Source organism: Caballeronia humi (assembly GCF_001544475.1).
Classification (GTDB): domain Bacteria; phylum Pseudomonadota; class Gammaproteobacteria; order Burkholderiales; family Burkholderiaceae; genus Caballeronia; species Caballeronia humi.
This window is the reverse complement of sequence record NZ_FCNW02000002.1, coordinates 299,354-321,999: the sequence shown is the minus strand read 5'-3', so window position 1 is coordinate 321,999 and position 22,646 is coordinate 299,354. Positions and strand designations below refer to the sequence as shown.

Annotated in this window: 22 protein-coding genes and 1 riboswitch; of the genes, 9 read left to right on the top strand and 13 right to left on the bottom strand. The window is 65.6% G+C overall.

Features of this window, described 5'->3' with window-relative positions; all coding sequences use genetic code 11:
* Positions 1-17 precede the first annotated feature (17 nt).
* Positions 18-1,085, bottom strand: coding sequence for a tRNA 2-selenouridine(34) synthase MnmH (gene mnmH / locus AWB65_RS04405; RefSeq protein WP_087665969.1), 1,068 nt, complete (start codon positions 1,083-1,085; stop codon positions 18-20).
* 217 nt (positions 1,086-1,302) lie between these two features.
* Here mnmH and eat point away from each other — a divergent pair, with 217 nt between their 5' ends.
* Genes eat through AWB65_RS04385 form a run of 4 tightly spaced genes read left to right on the top strand, consistent with a single transcriptional unit; the run spans position 1,303 to position 5,983 of the window.
* Entirely contained in the window at positions 1,303-2,706 is a 1,404-nt protein-coding gene (eat, locus tag AWB65_RS04400) for an ethanolamine permease (RefSeq protein ID WP_087665968.1), read from the top strand.
* A 33-nt stretch (positions 2,707-2,739) separates the two neighbouring features.
* Positions 2,740-4,116: an ethanolamine ammonia-lyase subunit EutB gene (locus AWB65_RS04395; RefSeq protein ID WP_087665967.1), complete on the top strand. Its 1,377-nt coding sequence runs from the start codon at positions 2,740-2,742 to the stop codon at positions 4,114-4,116.
* Positions 4,116-4,913, top strand: coding sequence for an ethanolamine ammonia-lyase subunit EutC (gene eutC / locus AWB65_RS04390; protein WP_087665966.1), 798 nt, complete (start codon positions 4,116-4,118; stop codon positions 4,911-4,913). Before AWB65_RS04395 ends, eutC begins: the two co-directional genes overlap by 1 nt.
* A 56-nt stretch (positions 4,914-4,969) precedes the next feature.
* Positions 4,970-5,983 (top strand): helix-turn-helix domain-containing protein, encoded by a 1,014-nt coding sequence (locus AWB65_RS04385; protein ID WP_087665965.1) that lies wholly within the window; start codon positions 4,970-4,972, stop codon positions 5,981-5,983.
* 4 nt (positions 5,984-5,987) lie between these two features.
* Here the strand turns inward: AWB65_RS04385 and AWB65_RS04380 are convergent, their stop codons facing one another.
* The 7 genes from AWB65_RS04380 to AWB65_RS04350 form a co-directional block, all read right to left on the bottom strand.
* On the bottom strand, positions 5,988-6,161 hold the full coding sequence (locus tag AWB65_RS04380; RefSeq protein ID WP_087654236.1) for a DUF1328 family protein: 174 nt from the start codon (positions 6,159-6,161) through the stop codon (positions 5,988-5,990).
* Between the two features lie 54 nt (positions 6,162-6,215).
* A complete protein-coding gene (locus tag AWB65_RS04375; RefSeq protein WP_087665964.1) occupies positions 6,216-7,184 on the bottom strand; it encodes an alpha/beta hydrolase in 969 nt (322 codons plus the stop codon).
* Positions 7,185-7,240: 56 nt separating this feature from the next.
* The gene (locus AWB65_RS04370) at positions 7,241-8,380 is read right to left on the bottom strand and encodes an OpgC domain-containing protein (protein ID WP_087665963.1); all 1,140 of its coding nucleotides are present in this window, start codon (positions 8,378-8,380) and stop codon (positions 7,241-7,243) included.
* A 147-nt stretch (positions 8,381-8,527) separates the two neighbouring features.
* A complete protein-coding gene (locus tag AWB65_RS04365) occupies positions 8,528-9,709 on the bottom strand; it encodes an osmoprotectant ABC transporter ATP-binding protein OsmV (protein WP_087665962.1) in 1,182 nt (393 codons plus the stop codon).
* Positions 9,706-10,359 carry an ABC transporter permease gene (locus AWB65_RS04360; protein WP_087665961.1) on the bottom strand — a complete coding sequence of 218 codons (654 nt, stop codon included), beginning with the start codon at positions 10,357-10,359 and terminating at the stop codon, positions 9,706-9,708. The genes AWB65_RS04365 and AWB65_RS04360 overlap by 4 nt, the downstream gene beginning before the upstream one ends.
* Positions 10,360-10,371: 12 nt before the next feature.
* Positions 10,372-11,274, bottom strand: a complete 903-nt coding sequence (locus AWB65_RS04355) for a glycine betaine ABC transporter substrate-binding protein (protein ID WP_087665960.1) — start codon at positions 11,272-11,274, stop codon at positions 10,372-10,374.
* Positions 11,275-11,291: 17 nt separating this feature from the next.
* Entirely contained in the window at positions 11,292-12,008 is a 717-nt protein-coding gene (locus AWB65_RS04350; RefSeq protein ID WP_087665959.1) for an ABC transporter permease, read from the bottom strand.
* Positions 12,009-12,679: 671 nt separating this feature from the next.
* Here AWB65_RS04350 and AWB65_RS04345 point away from each other — a divergent pair.
* Complete coding sequence (locus AWB65_RS04345; protein ID WP_087665958.1) at positions 12,680-13,444, top strand: TerC family protein; 765 nt, start codon at positions 12,680-12,682, stop codon at positions 13,442-13,444.
* A gap of 164 nt (positions 13,445-13,608) precedes the next feature.
* On the opposite strand, the gene cobM is transcribed toward AWB65_RS04345, so the two are convergent.
* The 4 genes from cobM to cbiE are packed head-to-tail and all read right to left on the bottom strand — an operon-like array spanning position 13,609 to position 17,376.
* Positions 13,609-14,334 (bottom strand): precorrin-4 C(11)-methyltransferase, encoded by a 726-nt coding sequence (gene cobM, locus AWB65_RS04340; RefSeq protein WP_087665957.1) that lies wholly within the window; start codon positions 14,332-14,334, stop codon positions 13,609-13,611.
* Positions 14,331-15,086, bottom strand: a complete 756-nt coding sequence (locus tag AWB65_RS04335) for a cobalt-precorrin-6A reductase (RefSeq protein ID WP_087665956.1) — start codon at positions 15,084-15,086, stop codon at positions 14,331-14,333. Before AWB65_RS04335 ends, cobM begins: the two co-directional genes overlap by 4 nt.
* Complete coding sequence (locus tag AWB65_RS04330; RefSeq protein WP_087666043.1) at positions 15,083-16,180, bottom strand: cobalt-precorrin-5B (C(1))-methyltransferase; 1,098 nt, start codon at positions 16,178-16,180, stop codon at positions 15,083-15,085. The genes AWB65_RS04335 and AWB65_RS04330 overlap by 4 nt, the downstream gene beginning before the upstream one ends.
* Positions 16,180-17,376, bottom strand: coding sequence for a precorrin-6y C5,15-methyltransferase (decarboxylating) subunit CbiE (gene cbiE / locus AWB65_RS04325; protein WP_087665955.1), 1,197 nt, complete (start codon positions 17,374-17,376; stop codon positions 16,180-16,182). The genes AWB65_RS04330 and cbiE overlap by 1 nt, the downstream gene beginning before the upstream one ends.
* Positions 17,377-17,472: 96 nt before the next feature.
* Positions 17,473-17,650: riboswitch (cobalamin riboswitch) on the top strand.
* 62 nt (positions 17,651-17,712) lie between these two features.
* On the opposite strand from cbiE, the gene cobG reads away from it, so the two are divergent.
* The 4 genes from cobG to cobJ are packed head-to-tail and all read left to right on the top strand — an operon-like array spanning position 17,713 to position 21,983.
* Positions 17,713-18,993 carry a precorrin-3B synthase gene (cobG, locus tag AWB65_RS04320; RefSeq protein ID WP_374729730.1) on the top strand — a complete coding sequence of 427 codons (1,281 nt, stop codon included), beginning with the start codon at positions 17,713-17,715 and terminating at the stop codon, positions 18,991-18,993.
* Complete coding sequence (locus AWB65_RS04315; RefSeq protein WP_087665953.1) at positions 18,986-19,612, top strand: precorrin-8X methylmutase; 627 nt, start codon at positions 18,986-18,988, stop codon at positions 19,610-19,612. Before cobG ends, AWB65_RS04315 begins: the two co-directional genes overlap by 8 nt.
* On the top strand, positions 19,609-20,337 hold the full coding sequence (locus tag AWB65_RS04310) for a precorrin-2 C(20)-methyltransferase (protein ID WP_087665952.1): 729 nt from the start codon (positions 19,609-19,611) through the stop codon (positions 20,335-20,337). The genes AWB65_RS04315 and AWB65_RS04310 overlap by 4 nt, the downstream gene beginning before the upstream one ends.
* Positions 20,325-21,983, top strand: coding sequence for a precorrin-3B C(17)-methyltransferase (gene cobJ, locus AWB65_RS04305; protein ID WP_200821659.1), 1,659 nt, complete (start codon positions 20,325-20,327; stop codon positions 21,981-21,983). The genes AWB65_RS04310 and cobJ overlap by 13 nt, the downstream gene beginning before the upstream one ends.
* Here the strand turns inward: cobJ and AWB65_RS04300 are convergent.
* A complete protein-coding gene (locus AWB65_RS04300; protein WP_087665951.1) occupies positions 21,959-22,543 on the bottom strand; it encodes a vWA domain-containing protein in 585 nt (194 codons plus the stop codon). The two genes, cobJ and AWB65_RS04300, sit on opposite strands and share 25 nt — an antisense overlap.
* Positions 22,544-22,646 lie beyond the last annotated feature (103 nt).

Here is a 22,646-nt window from a genome sequence, read left to right as displayed (position 1 = left end):
GGTGATATTGCGGAAAGTCAGCCGATCGCACCGACCGTTTCACTGATTTGCGCGAGGAGCGAGCGCGCTTGCTCGACGCTGTCGGCATCGTTCGGACGAAACAGCATGTGCGTCGCGCGGGCGAGTTCGCTGAAGTGCGCCCCGCTGCTGCGCGCATAAGCGGGATCGTAGTGCAAATCGATCAATTCTGCGAACAGTTCAGCGCGCCCGCCTTCGTCGATCAGCCGATGCCAGCGCGTCACGCGCTCGCGGCTATGCAGCCCGATCAGCTTCGACAACTGTTCCTTGAAGAACGCGGGTTCATCGAACAGATGGCCATAGTCCTGCAGCAGAAACGCGATGCGGTCGTCGTGGCTCGCTTCAACTTCGACGCACGCGGCTTGATGAAACGTGGTCAATAGCGACTCGGGCAGCGTGATCGCGCCGATGCGCCGGCTCTCCGCCTCGACGAATACGGGCCGCGTCACGTCGAAGCTGCGCAACGCCACGGCCAGTGCGGAATCGAAACCCTTCTGCGACGGCTGCGGCTCGCCCGGCAAAGCGCCGAGCAGCGACCCGCGATGCGCGGCGAGCGCTTCGAGATCGAGCACCTGCGCGCCCGCCGCGCGCAATGCCTGCAACAGCCGCGTCTTGCCGCTGCCGGTGTGCCCGACGAGCGCGACATAGCGAAAACGTCGGGGTAGCGTATCGAGCAATTCGAGCGTCGCGCGCCGATAGGTCTTGTAGCCGCCATCGAGCTGACGCGCCTGCCAGCCGATCAGGTTGAACCACGTCGTCATCGAGCCGGAACGCTTGCCGCCGCGCCAGCAATAGATGAGCGGCTTCCAGTTCCGCGGACGATCGGCGAAGGTCGTGTCGAGATGATGGGCGATGTTGCGCGCGACCATCGCCGCGCCGACGCGCGTCGCTTCGAACGGCGACACCTGCTTGTACATCGTGCCGATGATCACGCGCTCCTCGTTCGAGAGAACAGGCGCGTTGAGCGCGCCGGGAATGTGATCCTCGGCAAATTCGAGCGGCGTGCGGACATCGACGATCTCGTCGAAATCGTGGATGCGGCTCAGGTCTGCGAGCAGGTTTTTCAAGGTGGCGGCGCGTCGACAGCAAATGGATCGGGACCCGAATTATCGCATGCGATCGTTTGGCCGACCGCCCTGTGCCGTCGCCAAACATTACAGATCGCCGACGAAAATCCCTCAAAATCGTGCCGATTTTCGATAACGCCCCGCGTTTTTGGCTCACTACAGTGGACTTCCGCGTCGCCAGCGGCGCACTCCACTCACCTTTCGCGGGAGCCTTCCCATGAGCACGCAATCGACGAATCAGCATGCGGGCGTCGTCAGCCATCACGAATTGAGGCAAACGCTCGGCACCTGGCAGCTTTGGGGCATCGCCGTCGGCCTCGTGATCTCCGGCGAATACTTTGGCTGGAGCTACGGCTGGGCGGGCGCGGGCACACTCGGCTTCGTCGTGACCGCGCTTTTCATCGCGGCGATGTATACGACGTTCATCTTCAGCTTCACCGAACTCACGACCTCGATTCCCCACGCCGGCGGCCCGTTCGCCTACGCGCGGCAGGCCTTCGGGCCGGTCGGCGGCTATATCGCGGGCGCGGCGACGCTCGTTGAATTCGTGTTCGCGCCGCCGGCGATCTCGCTCGCGATCGGTGCCTATCTGCACGTGCAATTCCCCGGCCTCGATCCGAAGCACGCCGCGATGGGCGCGTATCTCGTGTTCATGGCGCTCAATATCGTCGGCGTGCAGATCGCGGCGACCTTCGAACTCGTCGTCACGCTGCTCGCGATTTTCGAACTGCTCGTGTTCATGGGCGTCGTGGCGCCGGGGTTTCAGTGGGCGAATTTCGTCAAGGGCGGCTGGTCCGGCTCCGACACCTTCTCGGTCGGCTCGTTCACCGGCATGTTCGCGGCCATTCCGTTCGCGATCTGGTTCTTTCTCGCGATCGAAGGCGTCGCGATGGCGGCCGAGGAAGCGAAGAACCCGAAGCGCTCGATTCCGATCGCTTACGTCGCGGGCATCATCACGCTCGTGCTGCTCGCGATCGGCGTGATGGTGTTCGCGGGCGCGGCCGGCGACTGGACCAAGCTCGCGAACATCAACGACCCGCTGCCGCAAGCGATGAAGTTCATCGTCGGCGATAACAGCGGCTGGCTGCACATGCTCGTGTGGCTCGGGCTGTTCGGGCTCGTCGCGTCGTTTCACGGCATCATCCTCGGCTACTCGCGGCAGATTTTCGCGCTGGCCCGCGCGGGCTATCTGCCGGAGTTCCTCGCCAAGGTGCATCCGCGCTTCAAGACGCCGCATCGCGCGATCATCGCGGGCGGCGTGGTCGGCATCGCGGCGATCTACAGCGACAACCTGATCCAGTTCGGCGGCCAGACGCTCACGGCGAACATCGTGACGATGTCGGTGTTCGGCGCGATCGTCATGTACATCATCAGCATGATGTCGCTCTTCAAGCTGCGCAAAACGCAGCCCAACATGGAGCGGCCGTTCAAGGCGCCGCTGTTTCCGATATTTCCGGCGTTCGCGCTGGGCGCGGCCGTCGTGCGCCTCGGGACGATGATTTACTTCAACTTGCTCGTCGCGTTCGTGTTCGCCGCGTTCCTCGCGCTCGGCTATGTGTACTTCCTCGCGACGCGGCATCAGCGCGACATCGCGCCCGCCGATGCGCTGCTCGAAGACTGAGCGCAAAATCGTCGGAAAGAGCAAGGAGGCGCGATGACCTATCACGAGACCATCGGTGCGCGAACGTACCGCTTCGACGACCTGAAAACGCTGCTGGCGAAGGCGAGCCCGCTGCGTTCCGGCGACCAGCTCGCGGGCGTCACCGCGGCGACGGAGGAGGAACGCGTCGCCGCCAAAATGGCGCTCGCGAACGTGCCGCTCTCCACGTTCCTGAACGAAGCGGTGATTCCCTACGAAGACGACGAAGTCACGCGCCTCATCGTCGACGATCATTCTCCTGAGGCTTTCGCGCCGGTCTCGCATCTGACGGTCGGCGATTTCCGCAACTGGCTGCTCGCCGACAGCACCGGCACCGACGCGCTCGTCGGCGTCACGGCAGGCCTCACGCCGGAGATGGTCGCGGCGGTATCGAAGCTGATGCGCAATCAGGACCTGATTCTCGCGGCGAAGAAGCGGCCGGTCGTCACGCGCTTTCGCAACACGATCGGGCTGCCGGGACGCATGTCGGTGCGCCTGCAGCCGAACCATCCGACCGACGACGCCAAAGGCATCGCCGCCTCGATGTTCGACGGCCTGATGTACGGCTGCGGCGACGCGGTGATCGGCATCAATCCAGCCTCCGACTCGCTCGCCGCGATCACACGTCTGCTCGTGATGATCGACGAATTCCGCCAGCGCTACGACGTGCCGACGCAATCGTGCGTGCTCACGCACGTCACCAACACCATCGCCGCGATCGAAAAAGGCGCGCCAGTCGATCTCGTGTTCCAGTCGATCGCGGGCACGGAGAAGGCGAACGCGAGCTTCGGCGTGTCGCTCGCGCTCTTGCGGGAGGCGCACGAGGCGGGGCTGTCGATGAAGCGCGGGACCGTCGGCGACAACCTGATGTATTTCGAGACGGGCCAGGGCAGCGCGCTCTCGGCGAACGCGCATCATGGCGTCGATCAGCAGACGTGCGAGGTGCGCGCCTACGCGGTCGCGCGCAAGTTCGAGCCGCTTCTGACGAACACGGTGGTCGGCTTCATCGGCCCGGAATATCTGTACGACGGGCGGCAGATCATCCGCGCGGGTCTGGAGGATCACTTCTGCGGCAAGCTGCTCGGCGTGCCGATGGGCTGCGACATCTGCTACACGAATCACGCCGAAGCCGATCAGGACGACATGGACACGCTGCTCACGCTGCTAGGCGTGGCCAACGTCAACTTCATCATGGGTATCCCCGGCGCCGATGACGTCATGCTCAACTATCAGAGCACGTCGTTTCACGACGCGCTCTACGTGCGCCGCGTGCTCGACTTGAAACGCGCGCCCGAATTCGAGGCGTGGCTCGAATCGATGCGGATCACCGACACGCGCGGCTCGCTGCTTACCCAGGCGACGCAGCCGCTGATCGAATGGATGAACGCGTGATGGCCGACCAACCCGCTCCACCCGTCGACGACAACCCGTGGGACGCGCTGCGCCGTTTCACGAACGCGCGCATCGCGCTGGGACGCGCGGGCAGCAGTCTGCCGACCGCGCCGCTCCTCGCGTTCAATCTCTCGCATGCGCAGGCGCGCGACGCCGTCCACCAGCCGCTCGATACCGCAGTCCTGCACGACGCGTTGCGCGCGGCCGGTTTCGAGACACTCGATGCCGCGAGCGCCGCGCCCGATCGCGATCACTATCTGCGCCGGCCCGATCTCGGCCGCAAGCTGGGCGACACGAGCGCGGCATCGATCGCAGCTCACGCCGGCGCGACGAGCGAGCCACCGGAAATCGTGTTCGTCGTCGCGGACGGGCTTTCCGCCTTCGCCGCCGCGCGCCACGCCGTGCCGTTCCTCACGACGCTGCGCCCAAAGCTCGACGGCTGGCGCATCGGCCCGGTGGTGGTCGCACGCCAGGCGCGCGTCGCGCTCGGCGACGGCATCGGTGAGCTTTTACGGGCGCGGATCGTCGTCGTGCTGATCGGCGAGCGGCCGGGGCTCAGTTCTCCGGACAGCCTCGGCATCTACCTGACCTACGAGCCGCGCACCGGCCGCAGCGACGCCGAGCGCAACTGCATCTCGAACGTGCGGCCGGAGGGCCTCACGTACGAAGCGGCCGCGTTCAAGCTGCACTACCTGCTGAACGAAGCACGGCGGCTGAAACTGACGGGCGTCGGGCTGAAGGACGAAAGCGATGCGCTGCTTGCGACGTCCGCAAATCCGGACGCGCTCGAAAATTGACCGATATTTTGGCGGGCTATAGTCGGCACATTGCGCATCCACGATCCGCACCCGCCATGACCTCTCCCGCCGAACCCGACGCGCAGGACACCGCATGGAGCGGTCCGTTCTGTGTCGAGCGCCGCGTCGTCCACGATGCGAACGACCAGGCGCGCGCCATCACCGGCTGGACGCAGGAATACGACCAGTTGACGCCCGGCGCGTTCGAAGGCGCGCTCACCGAACTCTGCCTCGATCACGTGCATCTCTTCGCCGAGAGCACGAGCCACGCGCTGCGTCAGACCTGCGAAGTGCGTCCCGACGCGTACTGGTTCGGCATCCCGGCGGGCGACACGGATTGCGGCCGGATCGGCGCGCGCGCGATCGCCGCCGACGCGCTCGCGTTCAAGCCCGGCAGCGTCGAGTTCGAACTCGTAACGCCAGCGCGCTATCGCATCTTCGGGATCGTGGTGAAGCATTCGGTGCTGCTGCGGCATGCGTCGGACGTCGAGCACATCGCGTCGGGCGAACTGCTCTTCGCCGATGAAAGCATGTCGATCGGCAGCGCGCGCAAGGCGCGGCTCTGCGCGGCACTGAACGCGATCCTCGCCGATACCCCGCATGCGTCAATGCCGCTTTCCCCCGCCGCGCGCGACAACCTTCAGTCACAAATTCTCGCGTCGCTCTTCGACTTGTGCGTGACCGATCGCGCGCATCCGGCGCCGCTCGCGTCGAAGCCGCATCGCAAGTGGATCGTCGAGGCGGCGCGCGCGTATGTGCTCGCGCATCGTGACCGGCCGGTCGCCGTGCCCGAGTTGTGCGCGCAATTGCGCGTGAGCCGCCGGATGCTGCAGTATTGCTTCCAGGAGTTTTATGGGATGACGCCGGTCGCGTACTTGCGCGCGATTCGGCTGAACGGCGTGCGGCGGGCATTGCGGGAAGGAGCGAGAGTCAAGGCCGTCAGCGTGCAGGACATCGCCGCCGCGTGGGGATTCTGGCATCTGAGCCAGTTTTCGGCGGACTACCGGAAGCTATTTGGCGAAAGGCCGTCGGACACGCTGCGCGACGCCATCGGCGTGCGCGCAGCGTAGGGCGCTACAACACGAGCGACCCGGCCGAAATCGCGACGATCAGGAAGATCACGAACAGCACCAGGAAGATGAAGAAAAAGATCTTCGCAATGCCAGCGGCGCCCGACGACACGCGTCCAAAGCCGAAGAAACCGGCGATCACCGAGATGATCGCGAAAAGAATAGCGAGCTTGAGCATGACGAATCCGTTCTTTTGATTGAAGTCGATAGCTCAAGCAAGGCATGTGCCCATTCATCGCGTGCAGGCCAGCGTGTATTTGAGCGCTTCCGCTAACACCGCGCTCCACACGGCCCATGTATGGCCGCCATCGATGATCCGCAGCTCCGCCGGCTGATGCGCTTCGCGCAGATGCGTGTAGAGCTGCGAGGCTTCGGCCTGAATGCGCAGGTCGTCGTCGCCGGCGGCGATGAACATCGGCACGCGATATCCGCCGCCGATGAATCCCTGCCATTGCGCCGGATAGTTGAGCGAGCGCCAGACGCGCGGATCGAATTGCCGGTCGCCGAACACGTGGACGTAGCGCGCCGCCGAGCCGACCGGCGGATCGCCCGAATAGATCGCCGGGCCGAGCAGCAACGCACCGCAAAAGAGTTGCGGACGCGTCATCGCATAGCGCAGCGCGCCGAAGCCGCCCATCGATACCCCGCCGATCACCCTGCCCTCGCGCTGCGTCTCAACGGCGTACTGCGTTTCGATCTCCGGGAGCAGTTCCTCGAAGAACGCGGTCTCGATCGGCTCCTTGCGATCGACGTACCAGTCGGTGCCGCCCTGCGGCATCACGATCAGGAGCGGCGAAATCTCGCGCCGCGCGATCAATCCGTCGACGATGCCTTGCAGATGCCCTTGCGTGATCCAGTCGTACGCGTCGCCGTTGTTTCCGTGCAGCAGATACAGCACGGGATAGCGCTCGCCGTTCGCCGTGTAGTTGGGCGGCAGGTAGAGGACGTAGGGCCAGTCGCGGTCGAGGGCTTCGGAGTGCATCGTCCGCGCGACGATCTTGCTGCCTGCCGCAGAGGTGATGACGGGCGGGATCGGCTTCGCCTGCTTCACGGACTCGGCGCCGCTTTTCACGATCGTCCCGCTCGCCCCTGCCGACAAGGCCTGCGGCGCCGCGTAAGCGGCCGCCGTCACACCGGCGGCCGTAAAGCTGACCGTTAGTAGCGTTCTGACGCGCGGCGCGAGTCTTTGGGCGAAGGGCATAGAGCTTCAGTCGTTAAAAAAGCCGCGCGTTTGACGGCACGGCCTGGAAGAATTTTTCAGCGCGCGCTTCTGGCGCGATTGCCGCTTTCGAGCACTGGTTTCGGCGAAATCGCCGGTTTCGGCTTGATTGCGTGCAGTATCGGGCGCCGTAGTTGCGGCACGGCGAGCAGGAGCGAGATCGCGACGGCATCGGCGGCGAGGCCGAGCGGCACGTCTATCAGCCCGCCCGACAGCGTGAACAGCACCGAATCGACGACGAGCGAAATCACCGTCCCCGCGACGAAGCACACCATCCCGTCGCGCCCGATCGCGCCGATCCACGGCAAACGAGCCGCGATCTTCGCGACGACGCCATAGCGCACGAAATTCGCTGCGATCCAGGCGACGGCCAGGAAATTCGCGATGCGCGCGCCAGCAAGATTGCGCTTGAAGTCGCTATCGAAGACGGGCGGCAAAACGAGCAGCTTGTAATAAGCCATTCCCGCAACGACGGCGACCGCCCCGACGCTGACCACCCAACCGAACCGGTTCGACGAAACCCGCTGATAGATCGGCTGGCAGCGCGCGAGCACGCCGAGCACGAACATCAGTTGCCAGGCGGCAGGGTTGAAGTCCCAAAGATTGTCGTCGACGGAAGGGAGGTATTCGCCCAGTTGCGGCGCAAGCGCCCACAGCACGACACTACCGCCGAGCAGCAGCCACGGCTTCGAGCGCGCGAGCGGAACGATGAGCGGGACAGCGAGTGCGAAAAACGCGTACATCGGCAGCACGGCCGAGAGATACGGCTGACGCTGGACCAGCAAGATCTCGGAAATGGTAGCGACCGGCGCGCTCAGGAGACTGTCGAGATCGTGGAGCGCGAGATTCGGCGCGTGGCCGTAAAAGGGTCGCAGCACGAAGCTGGCCAGCAGCATCAGCGCGGCCGTGACGACGAACGCGCGGTAAATTTCGAACGAACGCTTGAAGAAACGCCCGCGCGCGACGCTTTCCGACTGGCGCGCGGCAAGCGCCGCGTAAGCGGTCGCCGTCGCGAAACCGCCGAGGAACACGAACACTTCGGCGGCGTCGTTGAGCGCGAATGCGTGCAGCGTGAAGCGCGACAGCATGCTGCCGCCGATGTGATCGACGACGATGATCAGCAGAACCAGACCGCGAAAGAAGTCGAGTTCGGCGAAGCGTTGAGATTTTCCCTGCATGCGGCGGCTTTCTCGTGGCGCCTGCTCAAAAAACAGGCGCGGAATCAAGGCGAAGCCGCGTGCAACGGGCGGCTCTGAAGAGGGTGGAGTTTACCCTAATTGCCGCATCGCAACATGCAAAACGCCGCACGAAGGTATTTCACGCTTTTACACACTTGCCGCCGCTTCGGCCGCCGCCACCGCCGGGGACACAATCGCCGCCTGCCCCGTCTGGCGGCGCGAGCGGCCCGAACTGAGGTAATCGGCGATCGAATCCTGGGTTACTTCTCCCACATATTGACCATCGCCGTCGATGACAGGCATCCACGATGAATTGAATTGATACATTTTGGAGAGCACGATTCGTAGATTGTCCTCGACGGACACCGTGCTCGCGAACGGCCGCAACTGGTCGGCGCACGCGCCCTGCCCGTTGCGCGCCACGCGCCGCTGCACGTAGCCGAGCGCGCGACGATCGTCGCCAAGGACGGTCAGGTAGCGGTTGTCGCTCTCTTCCATCATCTGGTACGCGGCCGCGAGCGGCGTCTCCGCACGCGCCGTTTCGGGCTGTGTCGCGGCGTCGCCGGCCTTGATCAGCAACAGGCGCTTGAGCGTGCTGTCCGCGCCCACGAACGCGCCGACGAATTCGTCCTTCGGATGCGCGAGCAGCGTGTCCGGATGGTCGTACTGCACGAGTTTGCCGCGCTTGAACACGGCGACGCGGTCGCCCAGCTTGATCGCCTCGTCGATGTCATGGCTCACCATGATCACGGTCTTCTTCAGTTGCCGCTGCATCTGGAAGAACTCGTTCTGGATCGACTCGCGGTTGATCGGATCGACAGCGCCGAACGGCTCGTCCATCAGGAGCACGGGCGCGTCCGCCGCCAGCGCACGAATTACGCCGATGCGCTGCTGCTGGCCGCCCGACAATTCTTTCGGATAACGCTTCAGATACAGCTTGGGATCGAGCGCGACCATCGACATCAGTTCGGTCGCGCGTTCGCGGCAGCGCTTCTTGTCCCAGCCCATGAGGCGCGGCACGATCGTGATGTTTTCCTCGATCGTCATGTTCGGGAACAGGCCGATCTGCTGGATCACGTAGCCGATGTGCCGGCGCAGTTCGACTTCATTCAGCGACATCGTGTCTTCGCCGTTGATCAGCACCCGGCCGGAACTCGGCGCGATCAGGCGGTTGATCATCTTGAGCGTCGTCGTCTTGCCGCAGCCCGACGGTCCGAGAAACACGCAGATTTCGCCTTCGCCGACGGAGAGGCTCACGGAATCGACGGCGGTCACTTTCTGGCCGTCCTTTTGTGTGAAAGTCTTGGTGAGTTGGTCGAGTTCGATCATGCTTTTTGCACTCCCTTGGGGGTCAGGAGGCGCTGCAGCGCCTGCAGGGCCATATCGGCGACGATTGCGAGCACGCTCACGAGCACCGCGCCGACAACGAGTTTCATCATGCTGCTCTGGCCGATCGCGCGAATGATCAGGCTGCCGAGCCCGCCCGCGCCGATCACGGCCGCGATCGTCATCACGCCGATGTTCATCACGACCGCCGTGCGCACGCCGCCGAGAATCACCGGCACGGCGAGGGGCAAATCGACGAGGCGCAGCCGCTGCCAGTAGGTCATGCCGATGCCGACGCCCGCTTCCTTGATGCCCGGATCGACGTTGCGCAGCGCGAGATACGTGTTGCGGATGATCGGCAGGAGCGAGTACAGGAACACGGCGACGATCGCCGGCACCGCGCCGATGCCCTGCCCGAAGCGCGAAAAGATCGGAATCATCAGGCCGAAGAGCGCGATCGACGGCAGCGTGAGGATGACAGTCGCGACGCCGAGCATGGGCGCCGCCAGCCATTCGTGACGGCTGATGAAGATGCCGAGCGGCACGCCGACGAGAATCGCGCAGCCCACCGCGATTCCTACCAGATAGACGTGCTGCGCGGTCAGTTGAAGCAGTTCCGGCCAGTTGGCCGATAGATAGTCGAATACGTTCATGTTTCGGCCCCTTTATGGCAGCTTGTGCGTGCGCAGGAACTCGGCGGCGACGGCCGGCACCGGCTTGCCGTCGATGTCGATCTGCTTGTTCATGTCCAGCACGACATCGTTGTTCAGCGCCGCCGACAGCGCGTTCAACTGCGCCGCGAGCTGCGGGTTCTGATCGAGGATCGGCTTGCGGACGACAGGCGTCGCGTTATAGGCCGGGAAATAGTGACGATCGTCTTCGAGCGGAACGATGTCGAAGCCCTTCACGCGGCCATCGGTCGTGTAGATCAGGCCGATTGCGACCTGATCGTTATGCAGCGCCGTGTAGACGAGGCCCGGGTCCATCTGGCGCACTTCGGGGCGGCTGAAATCCATGCCGTAGGCGGCTTCGAGCGGCTTCAGACCGTCCGGACGATTCGCGAATTCGGCGTCCATCGCGAAAACGTGCTTCTTGCCCGGCTCGGACTTGATCTTCGCGGCGAGCTGGGAAATCGTGCGGATGCCCGTCTTTTCCGCGACCTGCTGCGGCAAGCCGAGCGCGTACGTGTTGTTCAGCGGCGAGGCGTTCAGCCACACGAGATCGCGCTTGGCATCGAGCTCCTTGACGCGTTCGTACATCGTCTTCGGATCGAGCTTTTCCGTGATCTTGTTGTAGACGAGCGCCGCCGTGCCCGTGTATTCCCACGTCACGTCGATCTGGCCGTTTTCCTGCGCGCTGCGCAGCAGCACGCTGCCGAGGCCGGTGCGCGCGTCGATCGTGTAGCCCTTCGCGCGCAGATATTGCGTCGTGATTTCGGCGAGCACGTACTGCTCGGTAAAGTTTTTCGCGCCGATCACGAGATTGGCCGCGAAGGCCGAACCCGCCTGCATCGCTGCGCCGACGAGGACTGCGAGCGCGAGACAGCGCCTGAATTTGGAAGTTTTCATCGTGGTATCTCCAGGCGTCATGCGGCGAGCCCGCGTCGCGCGAGCGCGCGGCGGCTGCCCGCTGCGACGATCGCGTCGAGCGCGAGCGCCAGCACGGCCGTGCCGGCGGCGCCGAGCAGCATCTGCTGCTGGTTGTTCAGGTAGATGCCAGGGAAAATCAGCGTGCCGAGGCTGTCGGCGCCGATCAGGTACGCCAGCGGCGCGCTGCCGACGTTGATCGCGAGCGCTGTGCGGATTCCGCCGACCATGATCGGGAGCGCATTGGGCAATTCCACCCGCGTGAGCGACTGCCACGGCGTCATGCCGATACCGCGCGCCGCCTCGCGCAGCGCGGGCGACACGCCTTTCATGCCCTCGTAAGTGTTGCGCGTGATCGGCAGCAGCGAGGCGAGGAAGAGCGCGGTGATCGCGGGACGGTCGCCGATGCCGAAGATGCCGAGCGCGACCGCGAGCACCGCGAGCGACGGAATCGTGTTGCCGATGTTGAAAATCTGCATGAAGCGCTCGGCGTGCCGCGAAAACGACGGCCGCGAGAGCAGCACGCCGGCCGGCACGCCGATGACGAGCGCGAGCGCCATCGAATAGCCAACAAGGGCCAGATGCCGCGCGGTGTAGTAGACGAGGTCGTCGCGGTACTGATGGAACGCGTCGGCGCCGATCGCACGCGCGAGCAGCACGACGACGATGCCGATCGCGGCCACGGCGGCGGCGATCCTGATGAGTCGATGATTCATGAAGCGTGAGTCTCCTTGTTCGATGCATCGTCTGAACGGCAAGACGATGCGACGCGGCGGCCTGTCGCGAATAAGTGCGAAACCGCTGCGGAAAAGTTCGACTGAACCGCGGCTGCCGAGGCAGCGCGACTAATGGCGCGAACGTTGGGCGCAGGCATCCGGCGAAGCATCAACTGCCGGAAGCTGAAAACCCGTTTCCCGCCCGGCGTTGGCTCGATGCTGAATGCCTTTAATTTGCCGGGATGGGCAGGACACCGTCATGCGGACGGCGATGAGTGAGACCGCAGCCGGTCTTATGGCGCGCTCTGCAAGGAACGGACCAGGGCGTCACGAAGTATGCGCACCGGTCGTATGAGCACGGGTTCTGGATGCGGTCAAGCACTTGTGTGCGCTTTTTGACGCGAACCCCGCGCAACTATCTTCAAACTGCAGCGATTCTGTTGGCGAGGCGGCAGTATATAAAAACGAGATGGCTACGTCCACCTTTGAAATAACAGCCTGTGCAAGCAGAGGTGTTTTCACGGGTCGAGAACTTTTTTCAACGGCAAGCCTCTTATCTTTTCATTAACCTTACAATCGCTGCGTAAGGTCAAGTATCATCGGCGGCCCTCGACAGCGCTGCCCGCATCGCTGAACATACCCGCAACTCAACGTCACTTCGAACGCACCACATGGACTATTTCCTTGCACTGGCAAGCGATCCCGCCGCCTGGGCCGCCCTCGCAACCCTCGTCGTGATGGAGGTCGTGCTCGGCATCGACAACCTGATCTTCATCTCGATCCTCACGAACAAACTGCCGCCCGAGCATCGCGCGCGTACGCAGAAAATCGGCATCGGGCTCGCGCTGATCATGCGGCTCGGGCTGCTTGGCACGATTGCGCTGATCGTGCGCCTCACGACGCCGATCTTCGAAGCGTTCGGACACGGTTTCTCGTGGCGCGACTTGATCCTGATCGCGGGGGGCGTGTTCCTCGTGTGGAAGGCGACGAAGGAAATTCACCACCACGTCGCGCATGATGAAGATGTGGGTGGTTCTGATGTGAAGACGACGGGTCTTTCGCCTATGTCGGCGATCGGGCAGATTCTGGTGCTCGACCTGGTGTTTTCGATCGACAGCATCGTGACGGCAGTCGGCATGACCGAACACATTCCGATCATGTTCATCGCCGTGATCGCAGCGGTGACGGTGATGCTTTTTGCAGCGGGGCCGCTGTCGCGGTTCATCGAGCGCAATCCGACCATCGTGATGCTGGCGCTTGGATTCTTGCTCGTGATCGGGATGACGCTGATCGCGGAAGGGTTCGGTTCGCACGTGCCCAAAGGCTACATCTACGCGGCAATGGCGTTCTCGGCGCTGGTCGAGGGGTTGAATATGCTGTCGCGGAGGGCGAAGATGAAGCGGGCGCGCCTCGAGGGCGCTTCGCACGACGCGTGATGTGAACGGCGCTACCGCGATGCACCCTCCATCGCCAGCGCCGTCTCCAAAACTGCGACTTCCCCGTGTAAATAAGCCAACTCGCGCGCGCCGACCCGGAGGCGCCTGCGAAACGCCGACTTCCCTAGCGCCTCGAACAGCGAATCGAGATCGCGCATCGCGAGCTAAGCCTTTTGATACAACGACGAATCCGCAAACCCCTCCGCACCCAGCACCCGCCCGACGACGATCAACGCCGTCCGCTCGATCCCCTTGGATAGCACTTTCCCCGCGATATCCCCGAGCATACCGATCACCTTCTCCTCATCGGGCCAGCTCGCGCGAAACACCACCGCCACCGGACAATCCACCCCGTAATATGGAATCAGATCAGCAACGATCCGCTCGATATGCCGCACACCGAGGTGAATCGCCATCGTCGCGCGGTGCCGGGCGAGGTCGGCGAGCGCTTCGCCTTCGGGCATCGACGTCTTCGTGGCATAGCGTGTAAGGATCACCGTCTGCGAGATGCCGGGAAGCGTGAGTTCGCACCCGAGCGTCGCAGCCGTCGCCGCCGTCGCCGTCACGCCCGGCACGATTTCATACGGAATCGCAAGCGCATTCAGCCGGCGAATCTGCTCGCCGATCGCGCCATAGAGCGACGGATCGCCCGAATGCACGCGCGCCACGTCCTGTCCTTTCGCGTGCGCGTCCCGAAGCAGCGCGACGATCGCGTCGAGATCGAGTTCGGCCGTATTCACCACGCTTTCCGCGCGATGCCCGGCCAGAACCGCTTCCGGCACGAGCGAACCGGCGAACAGGATCACCGGGCACGAGCGGATAAGCCGCTGCCCTTTGACGGTGATGAGTTCAGGATCGCCCGGCCCGGCGCCGATGAAATAGACCGTCATACAGATTCTTTCGTGAGAAGTTGATCGGGATCGAGCCATTGCGCGAGCGCTTGCAAGGCAGCGGCGGTCTTGTCGAATTCGCGCGTCGCAGCAGGCAAAACCGGCCGCAGCAATATCACGACCGGCACACGCAATTCGCGCGCAACCGCGAGCTTCGCCTCGGTCGCGCTGCCGCCGCTGTTCTTGCTGACCACGACATCAAATCGATGCGCGCTAAAAAACGCCCGCTCACCTTCCAGAGAAAACGGCCCGCGCGCGCCGATGACAGTCGCGCGCGCGTTGCCCGGATGCGCGTCTAGACAGCGGATCGTCCAGTGCTGCGACGGCGGAATCTCGTCGAGATGCGCGAGCGGTTCGCGCCCGAGCGTCCAGAGCACCCGCCGATACAGCGCGATGCGTTCGATCACGTCGCTCCAGCCCGTGGCATCGCGCCAGTCGTCGCCGGCTTGCGGCTGCCACGCGGCGCGCCGGATCGCCCAGCACGGCACGCCGGTCAGCGCGCTCGCCTCGCACGCGTTGCGGCTCATCTGCGCGGCGTAGGGATGCGTCGCGTCGATCATCAAGCCGATGTCTTGTTCCCGGACGAACGCCGCAAGCCCGGACGCACCGCCGAATCCACCGACGCGCACGCCGCACGTCAAATCTCCCGGGACGCGCCCGAGTCCCGCGAGACTGTAGACGTGCGCGGGCCCGAGCCGCCGCGCGATGATGAGCGCGTCGCCAGTGCCGCCGAGCAGCAGGACGCGCTTCAAGGCGCGGCCCCAACGATTCGCCCTTGCCGGTCGATCGCGAACGTCTCCACGTCGATGCCTCCGGGAACCACGTCGAGCGCGACGCCACGCGCCCGCGCACATACGATGTCGCCGAGCGCGATGCCGTCCGCGCGCGCGAGCAAAAGCGCTTCCTGGCTCGTGTTCGCCGCACGGATCGACGCCTGCAATGCGCCGCTCGCGCCGGCATCGGCGGCCCAGACAGCGAGCTGCGGCAAGTCGATGCTCGACGTGCGGCTATGCAGGTCCATGTGACCGGACGCGAGCTTGCTCATCTTCCCGAAACCGCCGCAGATGCTGAGCTTCTCGACCGGCGCGCGCCGCAAATGCTTGAGCACCGCGCCCACGAAATCGCCCATCTCGACGAGCGCGATGTCGGGCATCGCGTAGCGCGCGCGCATCGCGTCCTCGCTCTGGTTGCCGGTGCACGCGGCGATGTGCGTGTGGCCGTTGGCCCGCGCGACGTCGATGCCCTGATGGATCGACGCGATATACGCCGAGCACGAAAACGGCCGGACGATGCCGGTCGTGCCGAGTATCGACAATCCGCCGACGATCCCGAGCCGCGGGTTCATCGTTTTCTGCGCAAGGGCCTCGCCGTCCTCGACGCCGATCGTCACGTCGAAACCGCCGGTGAAGCCGAATTCGCGCGCGATCGCTTCGAGGTGACCGGTCATCATCGAGCGCGGCACGGGGTTGATCGCCGGTTCGCCGATCGCGAGCGCGAGTCCCGCGCGCGTCACCGTGCCGACGCCCCGCCCTGCGAAAAACCGCACGCCCGGCTTCGTCGCGAGCCTCACGCGCGCGAAGACGATCGCGCCGTGCGTGACGTCGGGGTCGTCGCCGGCGTCCTTGACGGTGGCTGCTTCCGCGAGTTCGCTGTCGCCCGTCGAAAGCCGGCAGTACACGAGTTGCATCTCGACGACCTGCCCCTTCGGCAAAGTAATCTCCGCCCGCTGGCTCGCCTCGCCGCACAGCAAAAGCCGTGCGGCCGCGAGGCTCGTCGCGGTCGCGCAACTGCCGGTGGTGTAGCCGCTCCTCAGCGTCGCGGGCTGTTCGGGCGTCTCGTCACGCATCATGGCTTGCGCGCGTGCAGCAGCGTGATCGGCAAGGCCTGGCGCCATGTATCGAACGCGCCGAGCGGCTCGGCCTGCGCGACGCCGATACGCGTCAATTCGCCGCCGTGCTGCTCGCGCCACGTGAAGAGCACGGCTTCGCTCTGGATCGTGACCGCGTTGGCGATCAACCGCCCGCCTTGGCGCAGGCGCGACCAGCAGGCATCGAGCACGCCCGGCACCGTCACGCCCCCGCCGATGAAGATCGCGTCGGGCGCGGGGAGGCCGTCGAGCGCGGCGGGCGCTTCGCCCTCGACGAGCTGCAGCCCCGGCACGCCGAGCGCATCGCGATTGTGTTCGATCAGGCGCTGCCGGCCTTGGTCCGCTTCGATCGCGATCGCGCGGCACGACGGATGCGCGCGCATCCATTCGATACCGATCGAGCCGCAGCCGGCGCCGACGTCCCACAGCAACTCGCGCGGCGCGGGCGCCAGACGCGCGAGCGTGATCGCGCGAACGTCGCGCTTGGTGAGCTGGCCGTCGTGACGATAGGCGTCGTCGGGGAGGCCAGGCGTGAGCGGCAGGCCCGCGGGATCGCCCTTGCATTCGATCGCGACGAGGTTCAACGCCGCGACCGACGGATGCGTCCAGTCGTCGGCGCGCGCATCGATGCGGCGTTCTTCCGCGCCGCCAAGGTGCTCGAACACGCTGATCCGGCTCGCGCCGAAACCGCGCGCGGTGAGCAGCGCGGCGATCGCGGCGGGCGTCGCGCCGTCGCTGCTGAGCACGACAAGGCGCGCGCCGCGATGAAGCTGTGCGTTGAGCGACGCGAGCGGCCGCCCGACGAGCGAGACACTCACCACATCCTGCACGGCCCATTGCAGGCGCGCGGCTGCAAGCGAAATCGACGAAGGCGCGGGAAGCACGCGCAGGTCGCGGGCGGTCAGATGCCGCGCGAGCGTCGCGCCGACACCGAACAGCATCGGATCGCCGCTCGCGAGCACGCAGACGGCGCGGCCACTCTCACGCAGCACGGGCTCGATCGAAAACGGCTTCGGCCACGCGACGCGACGCGCGCGAATGCGCGGCGGCAGGAGCGCGAGATGGCGCTCGCCGCCGTAGACGGCGTCGGCTGCGAGCAGCGCGCGGCGCGCATCGCGTGAGATGCCCGCCCAGCCATCCTCTCCGATTCCGACCACGGTCAGCCAGGGTGACATCCGTCGATCCTCGATTTCGATTTGTCCACGACTGAGAGCCGCATTCCTTGCCTCGCCGCAAGACGCCGAAGCGGTCTGGCAGGCTCTAAAAGCGGGCATAATACCTCGTTCGTCGGTGCCCGATTCGGGCCTAACAGGGAACACAGCAAAACTGTGGCTGCCCCCGCAATTGTACGCAGCGAGTCCGCGCTCCACTGCCACTGGTTTATACCGGGAAGGCCGGCGCGGATGGCGACCTGCCAGCCAAGAGACCTGCCGACGAGAATGCTTGCGCATGCCGATCGGGCGGGGTGTACCGATACCGCAATTACCGCGCGAGCCCACACGGGTCACGCTTTGAGCACACATTCATCCGCTTCGCATGCGCCTTCGGTACCCCGGGCTTCCGCGTGTCCGGGGCTCGCGCGCATCGTGCCCGCGCGCGACGGCGGCCTTTGCCGCATTCGTCTGATGGGCGGCGAACTGAGTGCAGCCGCCGCGCATGCCGTCGCCGATGCCGCCGCGCGTCACGCGTCCGGCGTGATCGAGGTGACCAATCGCGCCAACCTGCAGTTGCGCGGCGTGCGCGATGACGCGATCGTCGCGTTGCTGCTCGATGCCGGCCTGGGCCCCGCGACGCCCGGCGCCGACGATATCCGCAACGTGATGCTGAGCCCGATCGCTTCGGACGAGACGCGGGCGCTCGCTACGCAAATCGTCGACGGCATGCAGCGCGATACGCGGCTGCACGCGCTGTCGCCGAAATTCGCGCTGCTCGTCGATGGCGGCGAGCGGCTCGCGATGCTCGATCATCCGCACGACATCTGGTTCGCGTCGATGGATGACGGCGAGCGCTTCGCGTTCGGGCTCGCGGGATGCCCGCTCGATACGCCGATCGGTACGGTTGGGCGCGCGCAGGTCGTGGCGCTTGCCGATGCGCTGCTGCACGCGTTTATCGATTTCGCCACGCCGGAACAGACGCGCATGCGCGATCTGCTGAAAACGTTGCCGATCGATGCGCTCGACCTGCCTTTCACGCGTGACGTTCACGGATGGCGCCGCCCTCCGGCCGATCCTTCGCTACGACTCGGCGCGCACTTTGAAGCAAACGACGCTTCGATGTATGTAGGCGCACAGCCGCCACTCGGACGTCTCACGGTGTCGAACCTGCATGCTTTGGCGGAACTCGCGGCATCGAAAGGTTCGGGACGTTTGCGCATGACGCCGTGGCAGAGCGTGCTCATGCCGGGCATCGCGCGCGACGACGCCCCGGCTGTCCTCGACACGTTACAGGCGCTCGGCCTCGCCACCGATGCAAGCGACCCGCTCGCGCGCCTGATCGCGTGCGCGGGGTCGCCGGGCTGCGCGCGCAGTCACGCCGATACCAAAGCCGACGCGCTGCAACTCGCGCAACGCCTGCCTTCGAACGCCGGCGAAGTCCACCTGAGCGGCTGTACGCGTTCGTGCGCGGCGGCGCATCGCGTGGAGAACACGCTTCTCGCGGTCGCGCCCGGCCGCTACGACCTTTACCAGCACGCCACGCAGCCGGATGCCTCAGGCTTCGGCCGCTGCGTCGCCCACGACATCACGATAGAAGAGGCAGCCGACTGGCTCGCCCGGAGCACAACCGATGCTTGATTACATCCGCGATGGACAGGAGATCTATCGCCAGTCGTTCGCGACGATCCGCGCCGAAGCGCATCTCGCCGCGATCCCCGCCGACCTCGAAAAGCTGGCGGTACGCGTGATCCACGCGTGCGGCATGGTCGATGCAATCGATGACCTGCGCTTCTCGCCGGGCGCGGGCGCCGCGGGCCGCAAGGCGCTCGCGAACGGCGCGCCGATTCTCTGCGACGCGCGCATGGTCGCCGAAGGCATCACGCGCGCGCGGCTGCCGGCGGACAACTGCGTGATCTGCACGCTCGCCGATGCGTCGGTGCCGGAACGCGCCCGCGCGCTCCGCAACACGCGCTCGGCGGCGGCGGTCGAGCTGTGGCTGCCGCATCTGGAAGGCAGCGTCGTCGCGATCGGCAATGCGCCGACCGCCCTCTTCCACCTGCTCGACCTGCTCGATGCCGGCGCGCCGAAACCCGCGCTGATCCTGGGCTTTCCGGTCGGTTTCATCGGCGCGGCGGAATCGAAGGCGATGCTCGCCGCTGACAGCCGCGGCGTGCCGTTCGTCGTGCTGCATGGGCGGCGCGGGGGCAGCGCGATGGCCGCCGCCGCCGTCAACGCGCTCGCCACGGAGGCCGAATGATGAGCGGACGTCTCTACGGTCTCGGCGTCGGTCCGGGCGATCCGGAACTGATCACGGTGAAGGCGCTGCGGCTCCTGAAATCCGCGCCGGTGGTCGCGTACTTCGTCGCGAAGGGGAAGAAAGGCAACGCGTTCGGCATCATCGAAACGCATCTCGGCGACGCGCAAACGCGCCTGCCGCTCGTCTATCCGGTGACGACCGAAGCGCTCGAACCACCGCTCTGCTATGAGACGATCATCAGCGCGTTCTACGACGAATCGGCGCTCGCGATCGCGGATCATCTCGAAGCGGGCCGCGACGTCGCCGTGATCTGCGAAGGCGATCCGTTCTTCTACGGCTCGTACATGTATCTGCACGACCGGCTCGCGGCGCGCTTCGAGGCCGAAGTCGTGCCCGGCGTGTGCTCGATGCTTGGCGGCGTGGCCGTTCTTGGCGCGCCGCTCGTATATCGCAACCAGAGCTTGTCGGTGCTGTCGGGCGTGTTGCCGGAGGATGAACTGAGGCGGCGGCTCGAAGCGTCGGATGCGGCTGTGATCATGAAGCTCGGGCGCAACTTCGAGAAGGTGCGGCGCGTGCTCGCGGAACTTGGGCTTGCCAGGCGCGCGCTGTACGTCGAGCGCGCGACGATGACGAACCAGCGCATCGTGCCGCTCGATGAAGTCGATCCAATGGCGTCGCCCTATTTTTCGCTGCTCGTCGTGCCGGGGGAAAAATGGCGGGCGTGAATGCCGACATTGCGATCGTCGTACTCGGGCCGGGTGCGCTCGATACGGCACGGCGGATTCAGGCGGTTTTTTCAGGATCGACAGTGCATGGGCTCGCGGGCCGCGTTCAGGCTGATGTCACGTTCAACGAACTCGGCGAGCATTTGCGCGACCTGTACGCGCGGAACACGCCGATCGTCGCGCTGTGCTCGGCGGGCATCGTGATTCGTGCAATCGCGCCCTGTCTCACCGATAAAGGCGCGGAGCCGCCGGTGCTCGCCGTGGCCGCCGATGGCAGCGCGGTCGTGCCGCTCGTCGGCGGGCTCGGCGGCGTGAACGCGATGGCGCGCAAGATCGCGACGGCGCTCGGCATCGCGCCCGCGATCACGACGAGCGGCGAGTTGCGCTTCGGCACGTGCCTGCTGAATCCGCCCGAGGGTTATGCGTTGGCGAATATCGAGGACGGCAAGCGCTTCGTCTCCGACTTGCTGGCAGGTGAAACGACGCGCATCGAAGGCGAAGCGCCGTGGCTCGACGCGACTGATCTGCCGCGTAACGATGACGCGCGCCTTGCGATTCGCGTGAGTCCGCGTGCGAGCGGCTCTGAGGGCGATTTACTGATTCATCCGCGAAGTGTGATCGCGTGGGTCGGCGATGCTGCGCGCGATGGCATTGCGGAACGCGTGCGCGTCGCGCTGCGCGAGCATGGGATCGCGGCGCAATCGCTTGCGGTGCTGCTTGCGCCATTGCGCGATATGGCCTCGCAACCGCTCGCTCGCGCCGCGCGCTCGCTCGACGTGCCGCTGCGTTTCGGCGACGCGTCGAGCGTAATCGATGCGACGGAAACGCTCGAATCGCACGACATCGTGCTGCTGGTCGCCACGAAGCCCGTCGATGCGTCGAGCATCGGCCGCGCGCGCGGCAAGCTGACTGTGATCGGCCTCGGCCCCGGCTGCACGGAACTCATGGTGCCTGCGGCCAAGCAAGCGCTCGCCGAAGCCGACGACATCCTCGGCTACGACACCTACGTGCGCATGGCGGGGCCCTTCCGTGCGGATCAGCGCGTGCACGGCACCGACAATCGCGAGGAGATGCAGCGCGCGCGCCACGCGTTCGAACTCGCAAGCAAGGGGCGCAAGGTCGTGGTGGTTTCGTCGGGCGATCCGGGCGTGTTCGCAATGGCCGCCGCCGTGCTCGAAGCGCTCGACCATGAGCGCGCGTGGACGAGCGTCGAACTCGCGATCGTGCCGGGCGTATCGGCTGCGCTCGCGACGGCGGCACGCGCGGGCGCGCCGCTCGGCCACGACTTCTGCATGCTGTCGCTCTCGGATAATTTGAAGCCTTGGTCGATCATCGAAACGCGTCTGCGCCACGCGGCGCAGGCCGATCTCGTGATGGCGTTCTACAACCCGGTGTCGCGCGCGCGGCCGCGGCAGCTAGACCGCGCGCTCGAGATCGTCCGCGAGTATCGTGCGAGCGGGACGCGGGTCGTGCTCGGACGCGATATCGGCCGGCCGGGCGAAGCGCTCACCACGACGACGCTCGAAGCGCTTCGCTCCGATCAGGTCGATATGCGCACGATGGTGATCGTCGGATCATCGACCACGCGCGGCTTTCCTCGCGATGAGCATGGCGAGTGGATTTATACGCCCCGCTGGTACGAGTAGGCAAAGTGGTCAGCGCTGCCATACTCCGCATCCCACGCGAGCGCCAGCGACTCACAACGCCCGAGCCGCACCGCCTCGTTCTCGAAATCGACGATGAAGACGCGATCCGCGTCGGCAGGACGCTCCGGCGTATCGCGCGTGCGGCCATCGGTCAGCAACCAAAGCCAGCGCGCCTGCGACGGCTTGCGCCGCGCGGCGCGCGCGAGCACGTTACCCGCCGCGCGCACGCCCAACGCGAGCGGCGTGCCGCCCCCGCCGCCGATCGGCGCGACCCAGTGCTCGTTCCACCAATGCGCTGCGCCCGGCTGACGACGCACTTCGGCCCGTCCGCCGCCGAAACACACCAGCGCGACCTCCGCGCGTTCGCGATACGCGCGATCGAAGAGCGCGACGAGCAGGCCCTTCGCGAGCGCGAGGCGTTTGCCCGCCAGCATCGACCCCGAGCAATCGAGCACGAAGCAATGCAGCGCGGCGGCGTCGCCACGTTTGCGGCGAAAGCGCAGATGCTCTCTATCGAGAGGCGCGTTGAGCTTCGCGTGCAACGTGCGCGTCCAATCGATCGAACGGCTTTCGAAGCCTTCATTCGAAGCGGTTCGTCCCCGCGCGCGCGGTTCGAGCCATCGAAGGCGCCCTGCTTCGGCGCTTGAATCCGGCCTCCGATGG